The sequence below is a fragment of the Magnetococcales bacterium genome, assembly GCA_015228815.1.
Classification (GTDB): domain Bacteria; phylum Pseudomonadota; class Magnetococcia; order Magnetococcales; family UBA8363; genus UBA8363.
In genome coordinates this window covers 17842-37463 of sequence record JADGCV010000036.1, presented here as the reverse complement: position 1 = coordinate 37463, position 19622 = coordinate 17842, and the positions used below count along the sequence as shown (strand labels likewise).

Below are 19622 nucleotides of genomic sequence, written 5' to 3'. Positions count from 1 at the left end.
TTCCTTCACTATCGATGAAATTTCCTCTCGCATCTGCGGGGTGGACCATATATGGGGGATTGCCCCCAGGGTTTTGATTTTGACTTTGTTTTTTACGCGCCATTTCACCCGAAGCGAATTTCCGCGGTTTTTGCGGAAATTCGCGAAGGAACCGGTCTACTCGACCGTGTCGGAACCATGACGTGAATGATTACGGATTCTCCTGAATCTGGAGATGAATCATGTTTCCATGATTGGTCCAGAGATAAAGATCCTGTCCGACGACCACCGGATCGGCCATGATGGGGTCGCCGATCCGGTCGAGGCCCAACACCCTTCCAGAGGTCGGATCGATGGAAAACAGACGTCCCTTGTTGTCAGCGACCAGAAGCATGTCCCTGTAACGGACGGGGGCGGTCAACAGACCATCGCTGATGTACCCCCGCCACAATTCCAGGCCATCTTCCATCCCCAGGGCGCGCATGTTGCCATCGACGTCCGCCACGAAGATCCGGTCGTTCCAGACGAGGGGGCGGCGGATGGCGGACAGATCATTGCTCCAGATCCGGGTGCCGCTTTCCCGCGACAGGGCCACCAACCGTCCTTGATGATTGACGGCGAAGAGCAACCGGGTATTCGTTTCCATGACGTTGCGACCGTCGAGAACGACGGCGGCATCGACATCCTGAAGCAGGTCGAGTTCTGTCTTTCCGCCAACGACGGTCAGATTGTCGCTCCACAGCAGTTTGCCGCTTGAACGGTTGACGGCATGCAGGTCACCCGAGGACAACCCGACATAAAGACGGTCATGATCCACCGTCGGCGGGGCGGCACCCATGATGACCAGCATTTCCGGGGCATTGTTGTTGACCCAGATGGTTGCTCCCGTTTCGGTGTCCAGTGCGTAAAGGCGGTTATCTAGGGTGGTGAAGAAAAGCCTTCCTTCGGCCACGACCGGGGCGGAGGCGACCGAGGTCGAAACGTTTTGGCGCCAGGATTCCTTGCCGTCGGCGCGGTCCAGGGCGGTCATTTCACCATCCCCGGTTCCGGCGAAAATATGCTTGTCGTCCAGGGCAAGCCCGCCCTTGATCGATTCCCCAACCTGTTTCTTCCAGAGTATTTCTCCATCCTTGCGCGCCAGTCGGACGACCTTCCCCTGGTAGGTGGCAACGAAGATGTCGCTGTTGGTGACGAGGAATCGACCGGGGTGGAAAAAGTGCTTGTCGGGTTTCCCCGCGACCGAGGTGTTCCAGCGTTCCTTCAATCCGGTCGGATGTCCCGGTTGGGCGACCAGGGAGGAACGAATGGCCTGGGATTTTTTGTCGGGGTCATCCCCTCCGGGCCACCAACCCGGTGAACTGGCGCATCCGCCGAGCAGGGAGGACAGCAGAAAGAAAAAAAGCCATCCTGTCGCAACAAGGTATCGTTTCATGAGGATCACTCCTTGGCGGTCTTTCCCAGACGTTCCAGGCGCAGGTCCAGGCGGGTGCGCAAATCGCCCTTGGCCCCCAATTCGATCGCTTTTTGAAAGCGCACCGCGGCGTTGATTTTGTCGTTTTGTTTTTCCGCCAGCAGTCCCAGAATTTCCAGGGCGTGACCGCGAAACGGGGAATCGTCGCGGATCTGGTTCAGAATCGCTTCGGCGCGGCTGGCGTCGTCATCGACGATGAGCAGGGCGGCATTGTAACGTGCCAGATCGCGCAGGGAATCATCGCGGGTATCGTTGGCCAATTGTTCCATCCGCGAGGCCGCCTCGGTTTTTTTTCCGGATTTGGCGAGGGTGCGGGCCTCGATGATCCGGGCCAGGAGGCCATAGCCATGGCTGTCGAATTGTTGCAATACGGGCTGCAACAATTGTTCCGCCTCGCTCCAGGATTCTTTTTCATAGGGGGCGGTCGCCGCCAGAAACAGGTCGCTGGCGGTGGCGTCTTGTCGGGAACGGTATTCATCCCAGCCGACATAGGCGAACAATCCCAGAAAGAAGACGATGAAACCGCCGATGATCCAGGGTCGGTTTTTCTCCCACTGCTTGCGAACGCGGTCGGCGTCGAGTTCTTCGTCGATTTGTTCAAAAATATTATCCATTCAAAGTGGTTTCCCTTGGTGTGCGTGTTGCGGTTCATAATGATCCTGAACCGATGAAACGGAGGACGAATCGCCAAGAAATCGGGGAAGGTCGTTCCAGGAGACCTCTTGTTGTCGTCCGAGGGACATTTCCTTGACGAGAGCAACCTTTTTTTCGATTTCCGCATCGCCCAGCATCAGGGCGAAACGGGAACGGGAACGGTCCGCCCGTTTCATCTGGCTTTTCAAGGAGCCACCGCCAAGATTCATTTCGACCGTCAAGCCGGCCCCCCGAAGGGTCTCCGCCAACATCAATCCTTCCTTTTCCGCCCGGTCTCCCAGGGTTGCCAGATAGACATCGCCGGGACGGGGCGTGTTTTTCGCCGCATCGAGCAGTAACGTCAGCCGTTCCATTCCCACCGCAAAACCGATGGCCGGTGTCGCGGTTCCGCCCATCTGGGCGACCAGGCCATCATAACGTCCACCCGCCGCAACCGCGTTTTGTGCCCCCAGACCGACAGCGGTCACTTCGAAGGCGGTCCGGTTGTAATAGTCCAGCCCCCGTACCATGCGCGGATTGATCCGGAAAGGGAGCGACAGATCGGAAAGATGCCCCTGCAACAGGGAAAAATGCCGCAAACATTCGCCACACAAATGGTCGAGCAACACCGGGGCCGATTCCATGAGTGTACGACAACGTTCCTCCTTGCAGTCGAGAACCCGCAAGGGATTGCGTTCCATGCGGTTTTGACAGTCGCTACACAGTTGATCCGTCAGCTTCCTGAGACAGGAAATCAAAAGATCACGATAGGGGGGACGGCATTCGGGACACCCCAGGGAGTTGATTTCCAACACCAACGCCGCCTGAAGCCCCAGTTCGCCCAGATAGCGCATCACCATTGCCAAAAGTTCCGCATCCGCCAGGGGACCTGCCGGTCCAAACAGTTCACAGCCGATCTGGTGAAATTGACGTTGCCGTCCCTTCTGCGGTCGTTCATAACGAAACATCGGCCCCCGATACCAGACCTTCCATGGCAATTGCCGATGCCTGCTCTGCTCGATGAAGGCCCGAACCACCGATGCCGTCCCTTCGGGACGCAGACTCAAGGAGTCGCCACCGCGGTCGGCGAAGGTGTACATTTCCTTTTCCACGATGTCGCTGGTGGCGCCGACTGCCCGGGCGAACAATTCGGTCCGTTCGAACAACGGGGTGCGGATTTCCTCGAAACCATAGCGTGTAAACACCGACAGGGCCAGGGCTTCGAGACGTTGCCAGAGGGCAATCGTTTCGGGAAGAATATCATGGACGCCGCGGACAGTTTGAATCATGAGGTTGAAGTCTCGGAAAGAATTATTGAAAGAAAAAAGGGGTCTGGAGGATTGCCCCCAGGGTTTTGACTTTGTTTTTGACGTTTTTCCCAAAAAGCGCCATGTCCGGTCAACCCGCTTTGGTTGAAGGATTCATCAGAGGCGATCCATTGGTTGGGGACCGGTCGGCATGTTCGGAAGCCGGATCGATTTCCAGTCCCTGGGGGGGGGCCTGCCGCATGACCTGGGCGGCCTGTTCGACCTCGGCCACGAGCCGGGAAACAATGTCTTTTTCGTCAATCTTGCCGTGGGGACGGCCATGACGATACAGCAGATGTCCCCCCTGACCTCCGACCAGACCGACCGCCGTTTCCCTGGCCTCGCCGGGACCGTTGACGACACAGCCGATGACGGACAGTGGCACTGGTTCACGGATGTGGGCAAGTTTTCGTTCCAATTGTTCCACGATGCCGATGACGTTGAATTCCTGACGGGAACAGGTTGGACATGAGATGATATTGACGCCACGGGAACGCAGGTTCAGCGCCTTGAGAATTTCGAAGCCGACCTTCACCTCTTCGACCGGATCGGCGGTCAGCGAAACCCGCAAGGTGTCGCCGATCCCTTCGGACAGAAGCAACCCCAGGCCGATGGCCGATTTGACGGCGCCCGGAAGGAGTCCTCCCGCCTCGGTGATCCCCAGATGCAGCGGGTAATCCACCTGCCCGGCCAACAAACGATAGCTGGCGACCGTCATGCCGACGGAACTGGCTTTGAGGCTGATCTTGATGTCGCGAAAATCGAGGTCTTCGAGCAGGCGGATATGACCCATGGCGGAATCGACCATCGCCTCGGGACAGGGTTCTCCATAACGGGCGAGGAGGTCTTTTTCGAGGGATCCGGCATTGACGCCGATGCGGATGGGGGCGCCATGATCACGGGCGGCGCGGACCACCTCCCGGACCCGGTGTGGTGCGCCGATGTTGCCGGGATTGATGCGCAATCCCTGAACGCCACGGTCAAGAACGGCCAAGGCCAGACGGTGGTCGAAATGGATGTCGGCGATGAGGGGAACCGTCGCCGATCGGACCAGGGGCGCCATCGCTTCCGCCGCATCCATGTCGGGACAGGAGACGCGCACGAGGTCGGCCCCTGCCTGGGCAAGTTCTTCGATCTGACGGCGGGTGGCGGCGATGTCGGCGGTGGGGGTATTGGTCATCGACTGGACACTGATGGGCGCGTCGCCTCCCACGGCAACCGGGCCGATGTGGAGAAGGCGTGTCCGCCGCCGGGGTGCGACCATGGAACGTTGCGTCATGTCACAACCCCCGGGCCCGTTTTTGAATTCCTTCGGGGGACAATTCCAGGTCCTGAACGACCTCCCCGGTATCCCCGAGAAAAGGGAGCGTCTTGTTGCCGATTCGCACCTGGACCCCGCTTGCGTTGCCGAGAATGGCGTAGAAGGTTTCGCCCTCGGGAATGTGGAACACATGTTCCGGTTGCATGACCATGTCCTTGAGGACGATGCCATCCTTGTCCTGGATCTGGATCCAGACCAGTTCTTTGGCGACGAGGGCGATGGAACGGGAATTCGTTGGTTGCGGGTCGGCCTCGCTGTACAGCGGAACCGGGTGGGCATCGATCACCTGTTCCCGTGCCTGGGTGCGCGGGTTGCCTGGGGCGGGAGGGGTGGGGTCGGATGTGGTTTTTCCGGATGGCGGGCCGGAGGGGGAACCTGGATCCGTGAAAGGATTTGTCGCGGTGCCGGCGGTCGGAGGGGATGTCCCGGAAGGGAGTGCGACCGGGCCTTGAGTGGTGGCGGAATCGGCAGGGATACTGTTGCTGCCGGGCGCCGAAGTCGCCGGGCTGGATTGCGCGGACGGGACCGATCCCGAAACGACGGCGGCGGCAGGGGGGATGGCGGAGACCGACGTGGTGACGGTCCGGGGCCGCGGGCTGACCTGGGGAAGTTCAGGCAGTGTCGGGGCCGGTTCGGCGGGGGTGACCGGAAGTGTCTTGTCCAAGGATTGGTTTGCCGGTATGCCGGCGGCTGGCGACGTGGCTCCGGGCGGAGTGGTTGCGGCGGCTGGTGGCGCGGACACGGCAATCGTGGTGACACTGGCGTGCTCGTTGTCGGAAGGGCTGGATCCCTGGAGCGAGGCGTTGTCAAAATCGCCTGGAATCTCTTCCTCGCTGGGGCCATCGACGATCGGGTCGGTGGGGACGGGGCTTTCTTCGATGGCGGCTTCGGTGGGGGCATCGGCGGGGGGCGCCGCATCGGGAGGGGTGGCGATCCGGTTCGAAGTGCGGCCAAAAAGCGAAAAAAAGGAATTCGTGGCGCTTTGGGTCGCCGGAGGGGCCGCTTCGGCGACGGTGGCGGGTTTCGCCGCAACGGAAGCGACATTGGATCCGATCGTCGCGGGGGGGAGGGATGCCGAATCCTTTTCCGACTCCGAAATGGCGGTCGGTTCGGGAAAAGTCTCGCCTTCCGAGGCGGAGGATTCCACCCGCAAGGGCGGGGACGAGGGAATGGCCGGGATCGGGCGGTTCGGGGCGTAGAAATGTTCGTAACCCGCAAAACCGCCGACAAGAAGGGCGATTCCCAGAAAAATCAAACCAAGACCGGGACGATGACTTCCTTTGGTGGGGGCGGGAAACTTTTCCATCTGCAACCCCTGCCGTTTCTGGTCGAGCGTTTCCAGGAACGATTCGATGGGGTCGGTATCGGCAATGTTGAGATGGCGGGCGTACAGGCGCATGAAACCCGCCACAAAGGTGATTCCCGGAAGTCGCTCGATGGCGCCATCCTCGATGGCCTGAAGATGGATGTCACGGATATGCGTCGATTCGGCCAGTTCGGAAATGGATTTTCCCTGGGACTTTCGTGCCGTGGCGAGAAATCGACCGACACTTTCGGCGGTATGGACCGGCTGGAGGTCGGGAAGATTCTCGGACGTGGGCATGGGTAGTGGCGCGGGCGCCATTTCCGGAGGTGGCGGCGCTGGCGGTGGAGGTGGCGGCGGCGATGGCGGATCGGGGGGATCGAATTTGCGGATCGCGGCGGGCAACGTCTTGTTGACCCGGACGGCGCCGCCTCTGTTGACCAGGTTGAGTCGGGGTTTCTTGATCATGGTTGTTCGATTTCCAAGAGGCGTGCGTGAGCCCGTTGGGCCGCGGGATGGTTTGGATCACGTTGAATCAGACGTTTGAAGATGGGACGCGCCTGTTCGGCCAGTCCTTGTTGCAGCAGGTTTTGCCCGAGACGTTCGAGGATTTCGATGTTGTCCGGATCCAGGGCCACGATTTTTTCCAGGTGGGGGCGTTCCAGTTCGAACCGCCCCGATTGTTCGTGGAACGCTGCCAATGATCGATGGGAGAGCAGATGCGACGGGTCGGCCCGCAGGGCCGATTCGAGGGCCTCGACCATTTTTTGCGGGTTGTTTCTTTTCCGATGGACGATCGCCAGATTGTGCCAGGCATTGGCCTGATTGTCGAATTCGGGCCGGGTGGTCACTTCGAGGAGCATGGCTTCGGCCTGGTCGAGGTTCCCTTCGTCGAGGGCGGCGACCGCCAGATTGTGGAGGATCGTCGGGTCCTTCGGGCGGAGGGCGTGGGCCTGTTCGAGGACATCGAGGGCGGCCCGGGTTTGTCCCAATTGGGAATAGGCCTTGGCGAGGGTGGTCAGGAGTTCGGGAGAATCGGGGCGGATCCGTTGCGCCTGGCGGAGGGCCGGAAGGGCTTGTTGCGGTTTGCGACGTTCCATGTAGGCCTGCCCCTTGGTCAGCAGGGCAGCGAATTCGGCCTCGCGGTCGGGGGCAAGACGGTTGTCGGCGCAACCACCTGAAAACATGCCAAGCGGCGTCAAGGCAACCAGGAGCGTGGGCAGAAAAGAGGAGCGGCTCATGACACCTTGAATCCGTTGGTGATGGGATAACGCCGGTCCTTGCCGAAGGCGCGTCGGGTAACCCGAACTCCGGGTGGGGATTGCCGCCTTTTGTATTCGTTGCGATCCACCATCGCCACGACCCGGAGGGCGGTTTCGCGATCGATGCCCCGTTCGATGATGTCGTCGAGTCCTTTTTCCTGTTCCACGTACAGTTCGAGGATTCGATCCAATACCGGATAGGGGGGGAGGGAGTCGGTATCCTTCTGGTTGAACCTGAGTTCGGCGGTTGGCGGTTTTTCCAGGATGCGATCGGGGATGGGGGGCACCTGGCCCTGTTCGATGGCCCAACGGTTGCGCGCCCTGGCCAATCGATAGACCGTTTCCTTGAGCAGATCCTTGAGGACCGAAAATCCCCCGGCCATGTCGCCATAGAGGGTGGCGTATCCGACGCTCATTTCACTCTTGTTGCCAGTGGTCACCAGAAGCGATCCTTTTTTGTTGGACAGCGCCATGAGCAGCGTCGCCCGGATTCGGGGTTGAATGTTTTCCTCGGTGACATCTTCTCTCATACCCGAAAACAGCGGGGCCAGTTGCGACTTGAATCCGTCGTAGAGGGGGGAGATGGCGATGCTGTCGAGGGTCACTCCCATCCGTTCGGCGCCAAGGGCGGCATCTTCCAGGCTTTCTCGCGAGGTGAAGGGAGATGGCATCATGACCGCCGCCACCCGGTCGCTTCCCAGGGCGTCGGCGGCGATCACCAGGGTCAGGGCCGAATCGATTCCTCCCGAAAGTCCGAGGATCACCCCCTTGAAGCGGTTTTTGTGAACATAGTCGGCCATCCCCAGGCACAGGGCCTGGTAGATTTCCCGTTCCTGCTCCAGGGGGGGTGCGATGGTGGACTGCATGAAACGCACCATTTTCCCCGGTTGCCGTTGCAGCCGGACCAGGGAGAGGGTTTCACGCATCGACGGTTCGCGTTGGGCGATGTCGCCATCGGCGTTCATGGCGAACGAGCCGCCGTCGAATACCAGTTCGTCCTGCCCCCCGACCAGGTTGACATACAGCAGCGGCAAACCGCATTCGGTGACCCGTTCGCGGGCGATCGCCTCGCGTTCGGGTTGTTTGCCGACATGGTAGGGGGATGCGTTGAGATGTAGGATGAACGAAGCCCCGGCCCGGGCAAGTTTGGGCAGGGGACCTCCCGGATGCCAGAGGTCTTCGCAGATGGCGATGCCGAAGGGAAATCCCTTGTAGGCGAAGATCCGCGGCGACCTGGAGGGGACGAAATAACGGCGTTCGTCGAAGACGCCGGTGTTGGGCAGGCGGCGTTTTCCGGAAAATCCGACTTCCACTCCATCCTGCACGAAAACCCCGGCATTGAGAAGACCCATGGAATTGCGACGCACCGTGCCATAGACCGCGTCGATGCCGATCGAGCCAAGCGTGCGGTGAAATCGTTGTTCGGCGCGGGCCAGCCTTTCGAGAAACAGGGGCTTGTGGAGCAGATCTTCCGGGGGATAGCCGGTAAGGGACAACTCGGGAAAGACGACCAGGGTTGCCCCCTTGGCCTGGGCCTGGGCGGCGGCTTGGGTCATCCGTTCCAGGTTGTCATCAATGGCTCCGACGTGGGGATCGATCTGGGAAAGTGCCAAAAGAAGTTCCATGGAGGTTTCCGATTCCTGGCGAATATTCCATAAACTTGTCATTCTACGTCAACCGACGATAATTTCAATGCGTCGTGGCGGAGTGTGGGGACGAGGTCGAACGATTGGCGTTGCTCCTGGGGGGCGGGAAGGGCGGATCGGGAGCCGGATGGTTGCCGGTTGGCCATGAACAGGTGATTTATCTTTTGTCGAGGGAATCTGATGATGGACCCCACCCGTTTTGTCCGTCCCGACGTGGCGGCGATGACCGGTTATGTCCCGGGTGAACAGCCGGTCGCGTCCGGGCGGCTGATCAAACTCAATACCAATGAAAACCCGTCCGAACCTCCCGCCGTCATCCTTCAGGCCCTGGCCCGGGGATTGGAAACCGGCTTCCGGCGTTATCCCGATCCGGGGGCCCTCCGGCTCCGGGAGACCGCCTGCGGGGTCTACGGCTATGGATTGACCCCCGACCGGGTGGTGGTCGGCAACGGTTCGGACGACCTGTTGACCATGATCATGAGGACCTTCGTCGATCCCGGAGACCTGGTGGCGGTTCCCGGACCGACCTATACCCTCTATTCCGCGCTGACGCGGATTCAGGGGGGGATCTTTCGCGAGATCGACTGGAACGCGGATGGCGGCCTTCCGGTCGAGAAACTGGTGTCCCTGGGGCCGAAACTGGTCCTTGTGGTCCGTCCCAACGCCCCGACGGGCCATTGCGTCGCCCTGGAGGAGGTTGCCCGTCTGTGTCGGAGCCTTCGGGGGATGGTGGTTTTGGATGAGGCCTACGTCGATTTTGCCGACGGGCATGGATTGGGGCTTCTGGCGGATCATCCCAACCTTGTGATCATCCGGACTTTTTCCAAGTCGATGGCCATGGCGGCGTTGCGTATCGGTCTGGGCTTCATGGATTCCCGGATCGCGCGCGAATTTCACAAGGTCCGGGATTCCTACAATGTCAATGCCTATTCCCAATGGGCCGCCCGTGTGGCCCTGGATCACCACGGGGCCTACCGTCCCATCTGGGACGAAATCCGTTCCCAGCGTTCGCGACTGACCCTGGCGTTGCGCAGCCGTCGCTTCGATGTCCCCGAGAGCCAGGCCAACTTCATTCTCGCCCGGGTCCCGACGGGGGGCATGAGCGGTGGGGAATGGCTTGAACGGTTGAAAAAACAGGGGATCCATGTCCGCCATTTCCCAGCCGATCCCCGGCTGGCCGACCGGTTGCGCATCACCATCGGCAGTGGAGAGGAAATCGATCGGTTGCTGGAGGTGGTGGACGCGCTGGCGACGGAAGGGGAACGGTCCTGAACGTGGTGAAAACTCTGTCCTTTGGGGGTTGCGTCGCCGGTCTGAGTCATGGGATAAAAGAGTGACGTGCGTTTTCCGCCGGACCTTTGACAGATACCACCACGTTCAACAATGAATCGATGGATCTTTTTCATAACCGGAAAAAATCATGCGGACGGATGAGTTAATATCTTGTCATGCGACGGGAATCTGTTTATAAACACTTCGTGTCTGACAAAAAGGGAATTAAAGGACGAAAAATCCTTGTGAAAGTCCTTTTTGTAGCCGGGACGAACCGGACCGATGGGGTTCCTCGCCGCCATGGAACCTTCCGCCGTTTCTCCGGGCTGCCGCCGAGGTGCGGATTGCAGGCCGGTATCGACCGAATCAAAATACAAACCCCTCGGAAAAACGATTTTAAGGAGTGAAAATTCATGAGTCCAAGCAAGAACGGCAAGCTGAACGCCTGGGTGGAAGAGGTTCGCGCCATGGTTCAACCTGACAAGGTGGAATGGTGCGACGGGACCAAGGCGGAATACGACCGCATGATGCAGATTCTGGTGGAAGCGGGTCTGGCCACCAAGCTTGACCCTGCCAAGCGTCCCAACAGCTATCTGTTTCGTTCCGATCCCTCCGACGTGGCCCGTGTCGAGGACCGCACCTACATTTCCACCAGCGACAAGCGTTCCGCGGGGCCGACCAATAACTGGAGCCACCCCGATGAGCTCAAAGCCACGATGCGCGGCCTGTACAACGGCTGCATGAAGGGGCGCACGATGTATGTGATCCCGTTCTCGATGGGGCCCATCGGTTCCGACATCGCCAAGATCGGCGTGCAGATCACCGACAGTCCCTATGTCGTCGCCAACATGCACGTCATGACGCGCGTCGGGACGAAGGTGCTGGAGACACTCGGAGCGGGCGGTGCGTTCATTCCCTGCCTGCATTCGGTGGGCAAGCCGCTGCAACCGGGCCAGAAGGACAACGGCGTATGGCCCTGTGCCCCGATCGAGAAGAAGTACATCGCCCATTTCCCCGAGGAAAATCTGATCTGGTCCTATGGGTCGGGTTACGGCGGCAACGCGCTTCTGGGCAAGAAGTGTCTGGCGTTGCGGATCGCCTCGGCGATGGGCCGCAAGGAAGGGTGGATGGCGGAGCACATGCTGATTCTGCGCCTCATCAGCCCCGAAGGAAAGAAATACCACATCGCTGCCGCCTTCCCCAGCGCCTGCGGCAAGACCAACCTGGCAATGTTGCAACCTCCGCTCAAGGGGTGGAAGGCGGAATGCCTGGGTGATGACATTGCCTGGATGAAGATCAAGGCGGATGGCCGTCTCTATGCGATCAATCCCGAGGCGGGTTTCTTCGGCGTGGCTCCGGGAACGAGCTACAAATCCAATCCGATGGCGATGGAGTCGATGAAGGAAAACGCCATCTTCACCAACTGCGTTCTGACCGATGATGGCGATGTGTGGTGGGAGGACATGGACAAGCCTTGCGATCACGGCATCGACTGGAAGGGCCGCGATTGGAAGCCGGGCAAGGAAGTCGGCGCCCACGGCAACGCCCGGTTCACCGCTCCTGCCAGGCAGTGCCCGGTGATCTGTTCCGATTGGGAAAATCCGGAAGGGGTTCCCATCGACATCTTCATCTTCGGTGGTCGCCGCACCCGCGTCATGCCCCTGGTCCATCAGGCGACGAGCTGGGATCACGGCGTTTTCATGGGGGCTACGGCCGCTTCCGAGCCGACCGCCGCCGCCCTGGATGTCGCTGCCACGCTGCGTCGCGATCCGATGGCCATGTTGCCTTTCTGTGGCTACAATGTCGGCGACTACTGGCAACACTGGTTTGAAATGGGCGATCGTCTGGGCAGCAAGGCCCCGGCCATCTTCTATGTCAACTGGTTCCGCAAGAGCGATGCCGGCAAATTCCTGTGGCCCGGCTATGGCGATAACGCCCGCGTCCTGAAGTGGATGTGTCAGCGGGTGGACGGCAAGGTTGGTGCCCGCGAGACGCCGCTGGGATACATGCCCAATCCGGAAGATCTTGATCTTACCGGGCTTGACATCTCCAAGGAGAACCTTGACGCGGTGCTCAAGGTGGATGTGGCGGGATTCAAGGCGGAATTCGGCGATCTTGACGGCTGGATGGCCAAGATTGGCGACTCCCTGCCGGAACGGATGAAAAAGCAGGTGGAAGCCTACAAGAAGCGTTTTGGTTGATGGTGGTTTGCAATCAATGGAAATACCCTATCCGTTCGCCTGTGTTCAACCAGTTGTTTCGGAATAGGTTCTCAGGTGGCAGCACTCTTTAAACTCGAACCGGGGGCGTGAGCCCCCGGTCTTTTTCGTGACGAATTCCGCGACTTGGTCCGGAGTGTTTGAATCGGATGTCGTGGTTTGGAAGAGTGGACCTCTGAAAAATATTCGTTATAATTTTAGTTTTTCATCCGTGGGAGGAACAAAGATGGCTGTCGAGCGTACCCTGTCGATGATCAAACCTGATGGTGTGGCCAAGAATGTCATCGGTGAAATCTATGCCCGTTTTGAAAAGGCGGGTTTGCGTATTGTTGCGGCAAAGATGCTGCACCTGACCCGTGAACGGGCGGGTGAGTTTTATGAAGTTCATCGCGGCAAGAAATTTTTTGATGAATTGGTGGACTACATGAGTTCCGGTCCCATCATGGTTCAGGTCCTCGAAGGAGAGGATGCCATCCGCAAGAATCGCGATGTCATGGGGGCGACCGATCCGAAGAAGGCGGCCCCTGGAACCATTCGGGCCGACTTTGCCTCGGACATCAGCGAGAATGCGGTTCATGGTTCCGATGCCCCCGAGACTGCTGCGGTGGAAATCGCCTTTTTCTTTTCCGCCCTGGAACGTTGGCCCCGTACCCGTTGAATGGCCGATGGAAGAGGTGATCAGGGATCCCGGGGGGATGTTTCTCCTCGGGATTTTTTTTGCCTTCATTGGTGGGAGGAATCGATGCAGCCTTATCGACGGCAACCATGGCGGCAGTTGGAGATTCTCGACGGGGAGGAGCAGGCATCGGGGGATACCTGGAGAAAGCTGGTTCAGACGGAGGAGGGCCCGGTATTGATGCTGCAACGAGGGGGATGGTGTGGGGTACGGCATGATGTTTTCCTGTTGGAGACTCCCGAGGAGGAGGCAAGGTGGCGGATCGTGGAACTGGCATGAAACTGGCATTAATGTCTGGCATGAGGGCCGGTGAATGAGGCAGCGGCGGGAATCAACACCAGACAAGCGGGCGGCATCATGATCAAAATTGAGATCGTTGGACCCAATGGCGAAAATTTGTTGCGTGGTCCCTGGTCACAACGGGTGAAACGGTTGGGATTGCCCGTTGCGGGTTTACTGGGGGGGATGGTTCTTTCGTTTTATCTGGCGAGTTCTCTGGTCCGTTCCGGATCGGAAGTATCCGTCGCCGGGGCAGAAAAGGAGGCGGTGCTGGCTGGGGTCGATGATACACTGCCTGTCGTGAGGGACATCCCTGAAATGGAGGGGACCACCGGGGGTGAGTCGATGGTGGGTGCGGGGGCGTATACATCGGGTGGCGAGCCGAGGAATCGAAATGTGGCGGTCATTTCCGGGGGTTCTTCAAGGGATTCGGGGAAGGGGGGCGTATCTCTGAAGGGGCAGGATCATGCAAAGCGGAACAATGTCGTGGCTGGTTTGGCTTTGAATTCCGATCCTTTGTTGGAGGAACGGATACAGGCGGCCAGGGCATGGTTGGCCGCCAATCCGGGGGAAGGTGGTTTCAGCATTCAGTTGATGTCGGTTCTGCGATCGAATCTGGGAGGGCTGAGCGGGTATCTGTCGCGGGCGAATCTGGGCGTGTCCGAGGATCAACTGTTGGCATTTCCCGTGGGTCAGGATCGTATTCTTCTCTATCATGGCCGCTACGCAAGCCATGAGGAGGCGGTTCGGGCATTGGCCATGCTTCCGGCGGCGATTCGCAACAGTGGCCCTTACGTGTTGTCTGGAAAGAGCATTCAGGGGAAACTGGCTCGTCTGTCCAAGGATGCGAGCAAACCGATTGGCTTGGTTGCCGCTCTGAAACCCTAGAGGGGATGGCCTCATGAATTGGACGATGACAATGGGTTGGCGGTTGTTGGCGCTGCTTTTGTTTTATCTTGGGTTGGGTTGTGATGCCTGGGCCGGCTCATTCCATCAAGAGGTGTTTCAAGGGCGATTGGAGCGTGTCAAAAAAATGGTCGCCGATAAGAAGAACGAGGTCAACGAAGCGGACGGTTTTGGTTCGACGCCGCTGCACCATGCCGCGATGGGGGGGAGTTCCGAGGTCGTCGAATGGTTGATGCACAATGGGGCTGTCCTCGATACCCGGGATGCGGGGGGCAATACGGCCCTGATGCTGGCAATGAGAGGTGGTAAACTGGAAGTCGCCAAAATGCTGGTCCAGGCGGGGGCGGATGTGCAGGTCCTGGACAATCTGGGGGGCGGTATTCTGGCCAGTGCCGCCTATTTTGGGGCGATGGATCTGGTGGAACTGTTGCTGGATCATGGCGCCAAGGTCAATCATGCCAACCATCTGGGCTTGACCCCTTTGCACATGGCGACTCTGGCGAATGCCAAACCGGTGATAAAAATTCTTTTGGAACGTGGCGCGGAACCGAACGCCAAGGATTCCCAGGGAGAGACACCGCTCAACAAGGCCAAGGACGACGAATCACGACAGATTCTCTGGAAAATGGGGGCGCGTTTGGAAAAAAACCGCGATGACGCATTGGTTGAGCAATCGGCGCCAAAGGGGATGGAAGAATGATGGCCATGGCTGAAACGACACCAAGACCTCCGGTTCGAAACGCGGGTGGCCAGGCGCCTGGTTTCCACGAATTGGATCAGGAGGATTATGTTACGACCCTGGCAACCTTTGCCCAGTGGGGTGATCCCAAGGCCCAGCATGACCTGGCGGCTTTATACCTCGAAGGAAGCGAGGTCCCCCTCGACCTTGGAGAAGCGCTGAAATGGCATACCCTTGCCGCGGAGCAGGGAAATGTCCTGTCGCAGCATGATTTGGCGACCATGTATCTGGAAGGTTTGGGCATCGCGGCGGATGTGGAAAAGGCTTTCTTCTGGTTCATGAAAGCGGCGACCCAGGGGGATTCCAAGGCCCAGAACAACCTGGGAATCCTCTATGCCACCGGCCAGGGGGTATCGTTGGACCTTGTCGAAGCGGCCAAATGGTTCATGCTGGCGGAAGACCAGGGGATGGTGGATGCGACGGAAAACCTTGAAATCGCCCGCGAGGAGATGACTCCGGTACAATTCGAGGAGGCCATGCGTCGGGCAAGGGCATGGTTGGGAATGGCATGATCTCATTCGCGGAAGGAATCGGTTGTCTGGTGCAGGGGATGGGTTTGATTTTCCGTCCCGGTGCGCGGCGTTTTGTTTTGATCCCGCTGTTTGTCAATGTTTTATTGTTCTCTTTGTTGGTGGGCTATGGTCTTGGTTGGGTGGATGATCTTTTGATCTGGATGGATGGTGTTTTGCCGGATTGGCTGCACTGGTTGCGTTGGTTGGTGGTGCCTTTGCTGCTGGTCGGGGTTGTCTTGTTTGTTTTTTCGACGTTTACGATGGTGGCCAATCTGATCGCGTCACCGTTCAACAGTCATCTGGCGGCGGTGGTGGAAGGGATTGTGGCCGGGGGGAGGCCGGTCGCGCGGGATCCGGGAGGGGCGATCGTCAATGAGATTGGCAAGGTGTTTTATTCACTGAAATGGATGTTTCTTTTTCTGATTCTTTTCCTGATTCCAGGACTTCAGGCGGCGATCACGCCGTTATGGTTGTTGTTTTGCGTTTGGATGATGGCGGTGGAATATGGCGACTATCCCATGGCCATTCACGGAATGAGCGGGACTGCCGTTCGGCGGCATTTGCGTCGCCATCTTGGTGGCAGCCTTGGGTTTGGGGTGGCGGTCATGGGATTGATGATGGTCCCTGTCGTCAATCTTCTGGCGATGCCGGCGGCAGTGGCGGGGGCGACGGTGTTCTGGTTGAAGACGAGGGGCGACATCGTTCTGGACGCACCCGAGATAAACCATTGAAAAAAGATAACGATTTCGTGTCCGGGGGGCTTGCGCCTCAATCCAACTCAAACCGGTCCTTGTAATCGACCAGCAGTTTCGGATCCTGCTCTTCCTTGCGCAGAAAACAACGACCGATCGCCAGGGTCTCGATGCCAGTCCCCATGAAACAATGAAATGCGTCTTCCGGAGAACCGACAATGGGTTCGCCGCGAACGTTGAAGCTGGTGTTGACGAGGACGGGACAGCCGGTACGGGCCTTGAAACGTTCGATCAGGGCATGGTAAAGCGGATTGGTCTCTCGATGCACGGTCTGAATGCGGGCGGAGTAGTCCACATGCGTGACGGCAGGGATGGAGGAGCGGGGAACGTTGAGTTTTTCGATTCCGAACAGCTTTTGTTGCTCCTCGGTCATCGGTCGGCGAATGCGCGGCAGGACGTCATCCACCAGAAGCATGTAGGGGCTGTCGGTATCAAGGTTGAACCATTCATGAACCGATTCACGCAACACCGAGGGGGCGAAGGGGCGGAAGGATTCGCGAAATTTGACCTTGAGATTGAGGGTCGATTGCATCCGGTCCGACCGGGCATCCCCGAGAATGGAACGGGCCCCCAGGGCACGGGGACCAAATTCCATCCGTCCCTGGAACCAGCCGAGGGCCTTTTCTTCGATCAGCGCCTGAACCGCGGCATCCAGAAGATCACTTTCGCTGAGTGTGCTGAAGCGACCACCCACCGCGGTCAGTCGTCGTTCGATCTCCTCCTGTGAAAACTCGGGTCCAAGATAGGATCCCTTCATGGCATCCTGAGTGAAAGGGATGGTCCGGGGAAGCCCCAGGTGCCAGTGACAGGCGGCCAGCGCCGCCCCCAGTGCCCCGCCGGCATCTCCCGACGCGGGTTGGATCCATATCTGTTTGAAGCGCCCGTCGCGGAGAATTTTTCCGTTGGCGACACAGTTGAGCGCCACCCCACCCGCCAGACAAAGATTGGCCAGGCCTGTTTCCTGGGAAAGACTGCGCGTCAGACGCAAGACTGCCTCTTCGATGACCGCTTGAATGGAGGCCGCCAGATCCATGTCTCGTTGTGTCAGTCGTTCCTCGGAGGTGCGCGGAGGCCCACCGAAAAGGCGGTGAAACTTTTCCCCCGTCATGGTCATGCCGGTACAATAATTGAAGTAGGACATGTCCATGCGAAACGATCCGTCGGGTTTCAGATCGATGAGGTTGTCCAGAATGGTCTGGGCAAAACGGGGTTGACCATAAGGGGCCAGACCCATGACCTTGTATTCGCCCGAATTGACCTTGAAGCCGGTATAATAGGTGAAGGCAGAATAGAGCAGTCCCAGTGAATGGGGAAAATGGATTTCCCGGGTGATTTCCAGTGCGTTGCCGCGTCCGATTCCCGTGGAGGTCGTGGCCCATTCCCCGACACCGTCCATGGTCAGGATGGCCGCCTCGGCGAAGGGGGACGGATAGAAGGCACTGGCGGCATGACTTTGATGGTGTTCGGCAAACAGCAACAGGTTCTCACCGGAAAAGTCGCTGTCCAAGCTTTTCAATTGGTCCAGGATCAATTTTTTTTGAAACAGCTTTTCCTTGATCCATACCGCCATCGCCATGCGAAACGAGGAAAATCCCCTTGGGGCAAACGCCAGATAGGTTTCGAGCAGGCGTTCAAATTTGAGGAAAGGTTTGTCGTAAAAGACGATCCGATCCACTTTGGCCAGCGGAATGTCACCCGCGGCAAGACAATAGCGGATCGCCTGGACGGGAAAATCGGGATCGTGTTTTTTCCTGGTAAACCGTTCTTCCTGGGCCGCGGCGATGATGATTCCATCCCGAACCAATGCCGCGGCGCTGTCATGATACCAAGCGGAAATGCCGAGAATATACACCGTTCAATGGGCCTAGAAAAGGGTGTAGATGAAGGGGGCGACGGCTGATCCCTGGCTCAGGACGATGAGTCCTCCCAGAAGGACGGACATGATCAAAATGGGCAGCAGCCAGAATTTTTTTCGGATGCGCATGAACGCCCACAATTCGGGAAAAAAGGACATGACAACTGCTCCGATCGGATGGATTTTAAGGCAACCGTTCATACCCCCTTTGACAAGCGTCATCCTAAGCGAAAGCAGGGATCCAGGGAGGCTGAAGCAAATTCTGGATTCCCGCTGTAGCAGGGAATGACGGGATCTGAACGGTTACTCATCTGGTGGTTGTTGCGTTCGTGCGTCGCACGGATGTCAAAGCAGTTTCACCAGCGCGGCCACAGCTCCGACCGCCACGAACATCAGACTCCCGAGCTTGATCACCATGCGTTGCTCCAGTTCCATGATGTCCCGCTTCAATTCCGCCCGGACTGACTCGATGTCCCGCTTCAATTCCGCCCGGACTGACTCGATGTCCCGCTTCAACTCTGCCCGGACCGACTCGATCTTGACATCAAGTTCCTTGATATCTCGCTTCAAATCCACCCGGACCTGTTCCAGTTCCAGCTTGGTGGCCAAGCGTTCTTCCATCCATTCGACGATGGTTTCAGCCTGTATTTCTGCCTGGGCCTCGGGAACACCGGCGGCCTTCAATTTTTTGGCGTAGGCCAGCGAATCAAACACCAGTGACATAACGGACCCCTCCATGGGCAGGTTGCCTGACCAGGGCGTGTGACATTCATTCAGTTGATTTCAGCCCCTGGCGTGCCAAAAGCGCATGCAAAACCGGCGACGAGATCTTTCTGTAGGGTTACCGTTGATCAAAGTGTCGATCCCCTTACCCCCCTTTCCCAAAGGAAGAGGAGAAAAAATTCAGAGGGACAACTTAAACGGCTGTATCCTAACACTGAGATAGATTCCTTTGCAATGTCGGCAGCAAATGATTTGTCCGGTTTCCATAGGGGGTGGGAAGTGGAAAAAAATAGAGGTGAGACATCCCATTTCTGAAGGTCAGAACTGTTGCTTCATCGAATCAGGATCAGGCGTTTTCCTTGGCATCCAATAACTGTCCCTGTCGGGGGAAAATTCAAGCGCCAGTGGCCGTTTGCCGAACAGGCGCATCAGAAGGGCAATCGGTGTGACCGTGAGGAAGAAAATCAGGCTCATCAGGATTGGCGTCGTGACATGGTGCAGCAACAGGCCGATTCGCGTCCAAACCAGGTTCAGTGGATGAAGGAGGGCGGGACGGAGCCAGGTCAGGAGCGCAAACAAGGTTGCGGGGATGAGCGCCCACGAGTTGACCGGTTCCTGATTCAGTAACGGAAAGAGGAAGACAAGAAGAAAAAAAAGGGTGAAAACGACGCCAAACGCCCTGTCCGAGGATCCTGTGTGCATTGCTTTCCTTTCGATCGGAACATGAAACGACATGGCCGTGCCCGTGGTGTGACTTCCAGCGCATG

19 protein-coding genes are annotated in these 19622 nt (G+C 58.4%); 8 read left to right on the top strand and 11 right to left on the bottom strand.

The features are described from left to right. Nucleotides 1-190: 190 nt before the first annotated feature. The 7 genes from bamB to HQL76_14115 all read right to left on the bottom strand — a co-directional run bounded on the left by bamB (nucleotide 191) and on the right by HQL76_14115 (nucleotide 8901). A complete protein-coding gene (bamB, locus tag HQL76_14145) occupies nucleotides 191-1411 on the bottom strand; it encodes an outer membrane protein assembly factor BamB (GenBank protein ID MBF0110307.1) in 1221 nt (406 codons plus the stop codon). 5 nt (nucleotides 1412-1416) lie between these two features. Then, nucleotides 1417-2064: a tetratricopeptide repeat protein gene (locus tag HQL76_14140; protein MBF0110306.1), complete on the bottom strand. Its 648-nt coding sequence runs from the start codon at nucleotides 2062-2064 to the stop codon at nucleotides 1417-1419. After that, nucleotides 2065-3372: a histidine--tRNA ligase gene (locus tag HQL76_14135; protein ID MBF0110305.1), complete on the bottom strand. Its 1308-nt coding sequence runs from the start codon at nucleotides 3370-3372 to the stop codon at nucleotides 2065-2067. Nucleotides 3373-3481: 109 nt separating this feature from the next. Beyond that, on the bottom strand, nucleotides 3482-4669 hold the full coding sequence (gene ispG / locus HQL76_14130) for a flavodoxin-dependent (E)-4-hydroxy-3-methylbut-2-enyl-diphosphate synthase (GenBank protein ID MBF0110304.1): 1188 nt from the start codon (nucleotides 4667-4669) through the stop codon (nucleotides 3482-3484). A 1-nt stretch (nucleotide 4670) separates the two neighbouring features. After that, complete coding sequence (locus HQL76_14125) at nucleotides 4671-6482, bottom strand: DUF4115 domain-containing protein (protein ID MBF0110303.1); 1812 nt, start codon at nucleotides 6480-6482, stop codon at nucleotides 4671-4673. After that, a complete protein-coding gene (locus HQL76_14120; protein ID MBF0110302.1) occupies nucleotides 6479-7255 on the bottom strand; it encodes a tetratricopeptide repeat protein in 777 nt (258 codons plus the stop codon). Before HQL76_14120 ends, HQL76_14125 begins: the two co-directional genes overlap by 4 nt. Continuing rightward, the gene (locus HQL76_14115; protein ID MBF0110301.1) at nucleotides 7252-8901 is read right to left on the bottom strand and encodes an NAD+ synthase; all 1650 of its coding nucleotides are present in this window, start codon (nucleotides 8899-8901) and stop codon (nucleotides 7252-7254) included. Before HQL76_14115 ends, HQL76_14120 begins: the two co-directional genes overlap by 4 nt. A gap of 201 nt (nucleotides 8902-9102) precedes the next feature. On the opposite strand from HQL76_14115, the gene hisC reads away from it, so the two are divergent. The 8 genes from hisC (at nucleotide 9103) to cysZ (ending at nucleotide 16256) form a co-directional block, all read left to right on the top strand. Beyond that, nucleotides 9103-10194: a histidinol-phosphate transaminase gene (gene hisC / locus HQL76_14110; protein ID MBF0110300.1), complete on the top strand. Its 1092-nt coding sequence runs from the start codon at nucleotides 9103-9105 to the stop codon at nucleotides 10192-10194. Between the two features lie 413 nt (nucleotides 10195-10607). Then, nucleotides 10608-12395 (top strand): phosphoenolpyruvate carboxykinase (GTP), encoded by a 1788-nt coding sequence (locus HQL76_14105; protein MBF0110299.1) that lies wholly within the window; start codon nucleotides 10608-10610, stop codon nucleotides 12393-12395. A gap of 244 nt (nucleotides 12396-12639) precedes the next feature. Then, nucleotides 12640-13071 (top strand): nucleoside-diphosphate kinase, encoded by a 432-nt coding sequence (gene ndk / locus HQL76_14100; GenBank protein ID MBF0110298.1) that lies wholly within the window; start codon nucleotides 12640-12642, stop codon nucleotides 13069-13071. Between the two features lie 84 nt (nucleotides 13072-13155). Further along, nucleotides 13156-13368, top strand: coding sequence for a hypothetical protein (locus HQL76_14095; protein MBF0110297.1), 213 nt, complete (start codon nucleotides 13156-13158; stop codon nucleotides 13366-13368). 78 nt (nucleotides 13369-13446) lie between these two features. Continuing rightward, complete coding sequence (locus HQL76_14090; GenBank protein MBF0110296.1) at nucleotides 13447-14256, top strand: hypothetical protein; 810 nt, start codon at nucleotides 13447-13449, stop codon at nucleotides 14254-14256. Nucleotides 14257-14269: 13 nt separating this feature from the next. Next, on the top strand, nucleotides 14270-14974 hold the full coding sequence (locus HQL76_14085) for an ankyrin repeat domain-containing protein (protein ID MBF0110295.1): 705 nt from the start codon (nucleotides 14270-14272) through the stop codon (nucleotides 14972-14974). A 5-nt stretch (nucleotides 14975-14979) separates the two neighbouring features. Beyond that, a complete protein-coding gene (locus tag HQL76_14080) occupies nucleotides 14980-15525 on the top strand; it encodes a sel1 repeat family protein (protein ID MBF0110294.1) in 546 nt (181 codons plus the stop codon). After that, complete coding sequence (gene cysZ / locus HQL76_14075) at nucleotides 15522-16256, top strand: sulfate transporter CysZ (GenBank protein ID MBF0110293.1); 735 nt, start codon at nucleotides 15522-15524, stop codon at nucleotides 16254-16256. Before HQL76_14080 ends, cysZ begins: the two co-directional genes overlap by 4 nt. A gap of 37 nt (nucleotides 16257-16293) precedes the next feature. On the opposite strand, the gene HQL76_14070 is transcribed toward cysZ, so the two are convergent. From HQL76_14070 to HQL76_14055, 4 genes are all read right to left on the bottom strand, one after another. Next, nucleotides 16294-18129 (bottom strand): carbamoyltransferase, encoded by a 1836-nt coding sequence (locus HQL76_14070; protein ID MBF0110292.1) that lies wholly within the window; start codon nucleotides 18127-18129, stop codon nucleotides 16294-16296. Between the two features lie 12 nt (nucleotides 18130-18141). After that, a complete protein-coding gene (locus HQL76_14065; protein ID MBF0110291.1) occupies nucleotides 18142-18291 on the bottom strand; it encodes a hypothetical protein in 150 nt (49 codons plus the stop codon). A gap of 186 nt (nucleotides 18292-18477) precedes the next feature. Beyond that, on the bottom strand, nucleotides 18478-18870 hold the full coding sequence (locus tag HQL76_14060; protein MBF0110290.1) for a DUF1640 domain-containing protein: 393 nt from the start codon (nucleotides 18868-18870) through the stop codon (nucleotides 18478-18480). Between the two features lie 303 nt (nucleotides 18871-19173). Then, a complete protein-coding gene (locus tag HQL76_14055; protein ID MBF0110289.1) occupies nucleotides 19174-19557 on the bottom strand; it encodes a hypothetical protein in 384 nt (127 codons plus the stop codon). Nucleotides 19558-19622 lie beyond the last annotated feature (65 nt).

Excerpts from the sequence above, each read along its gene's own strand:
- bamB (MBF0110307.1), bottom strand. The coding sequence starts at position 1,411 with ATGAAACGATACCTTGTTGCGACAGGATGGCTTTTTTTCTTTCTGCTG.
- HQL76_14140 (MBF0110306.1), bottom strand. The coding sequence starts at position 2,064 with ATGGATAATATTTTTGAACAAATCGACGAAGAACTCGACGCCGACCGC.
- HQL76_14135 (MBF0110305.1), bottom strand. The coding sequence starts at position 3,372 with ATGATTCAAACTGTCCGCGGCGTCCATGATATTCTTCCCGAAACGATT.
- ispG (MBF0110304.1), bottom strand. The coding sequence starts at position 4,669 with ATGACGCAACGTTCCATGGTCGCACCCCGGCGGCGGACACGCCTTCTC.
- HQL76_14125 (MBF0110303.1), bottom strand. The coding sequence starts at position 6,482 with ATGATCAAGAAACCCCGACTCAACCTGGTCAACAGAGGCGGCGCCGTC.
- HQL76_14120 (MBF0110302.1), bottom strand. The coding sequence starts at position 7,255 with ATGAGCCGCTCCTCTTTTCTGCCCACGCTCCTGGTTGCCTTGACGCCG.
- HQL76_14115 (MBF0110301.1), bottom strand. The coding sequence starts at position 8,901 with ATGGAACTTCTTTTGGCACTTTCCCAGATCGATCCCCACGTCGGAGCC.
- hisC (MBF0110300.1), top strand. The coding sequence starts at position 9,103 with ATGATGGACCCCACCCGTTTTGTCCGTCCCGACGTGGCGGCGATGACC.
- HQL76_14105 (MBF0110299.1), top strand. The coding sequence starts at position 10,608 with ATGAGTCCAAGCAAGAACGGCAAGCTGAACGCCTGGGTGGAAGAGGTT.
- ndk (MBF0110298.1), top strand. The coding sequence starts at position 12,640 with ATGGCTGTCGAGCGTACCCTGTCGATGATCAAACCTGATGGTGTGGCC.
- HQL76_14095 (MBF0110297.1), top strand. The coding sequence starts at position 13,156 with ATGCAGCCTTATCGACGGCAACCATGGCGGCAGTTGGAGATTCTCGAC.
- HQL76_14090 (MBF0110296.1), top strand. The coding sequence starts at position 13,447 with ATGATCAAAATTGAGATCGTTGGACCCAATGGCGAAAATTTGTTGCGT.
- HQL76_14085 (MBF0110295.1), top strand. The coding sequence starts at position 14,270 with ATGAATTGGACGATGACAATGGGTTGGCGGTTGTTGGCGCTGCTTTTG.
- HQL76_14080 (MBF0110294.1), top strand. The coding sequence starts at position 14,980 with ATGGCTGAAACGACACCAAGACCTCCGGTTCGAAACGCGGGTGGCCAG.
- cysZ (MBF0110293.1), top strand. The coding sequence starts at position 15,522 with ATGATCTCATTCGCGGAAGGAATCGGTTGTCTGGTGCAGGGGATGGGT.
- HQL76_14065 (MBF0110291.1), bottom strand. The coding sequence starts at position 18,291 with ATGTCCTTTTTTCCCGAATTGTGGGCGTTCATGCGCATCCGAAAAAAA.
- HQL76_14060 (MBF0110290.1), bottom strand. The coding sequence starts at position 18,870 with ATGGAGGGGTCCGTTATGTCACTGGTGTTTGATTCGCTGGCCTACGCC.
- HQL76_14055 (MBF0110289.1), bottom strand. The coding sequence starts at position 19,557 with ATGCACACAGGATCCTCGGACAGGGCGTTTGGCGTCGTTTTCACCCTT.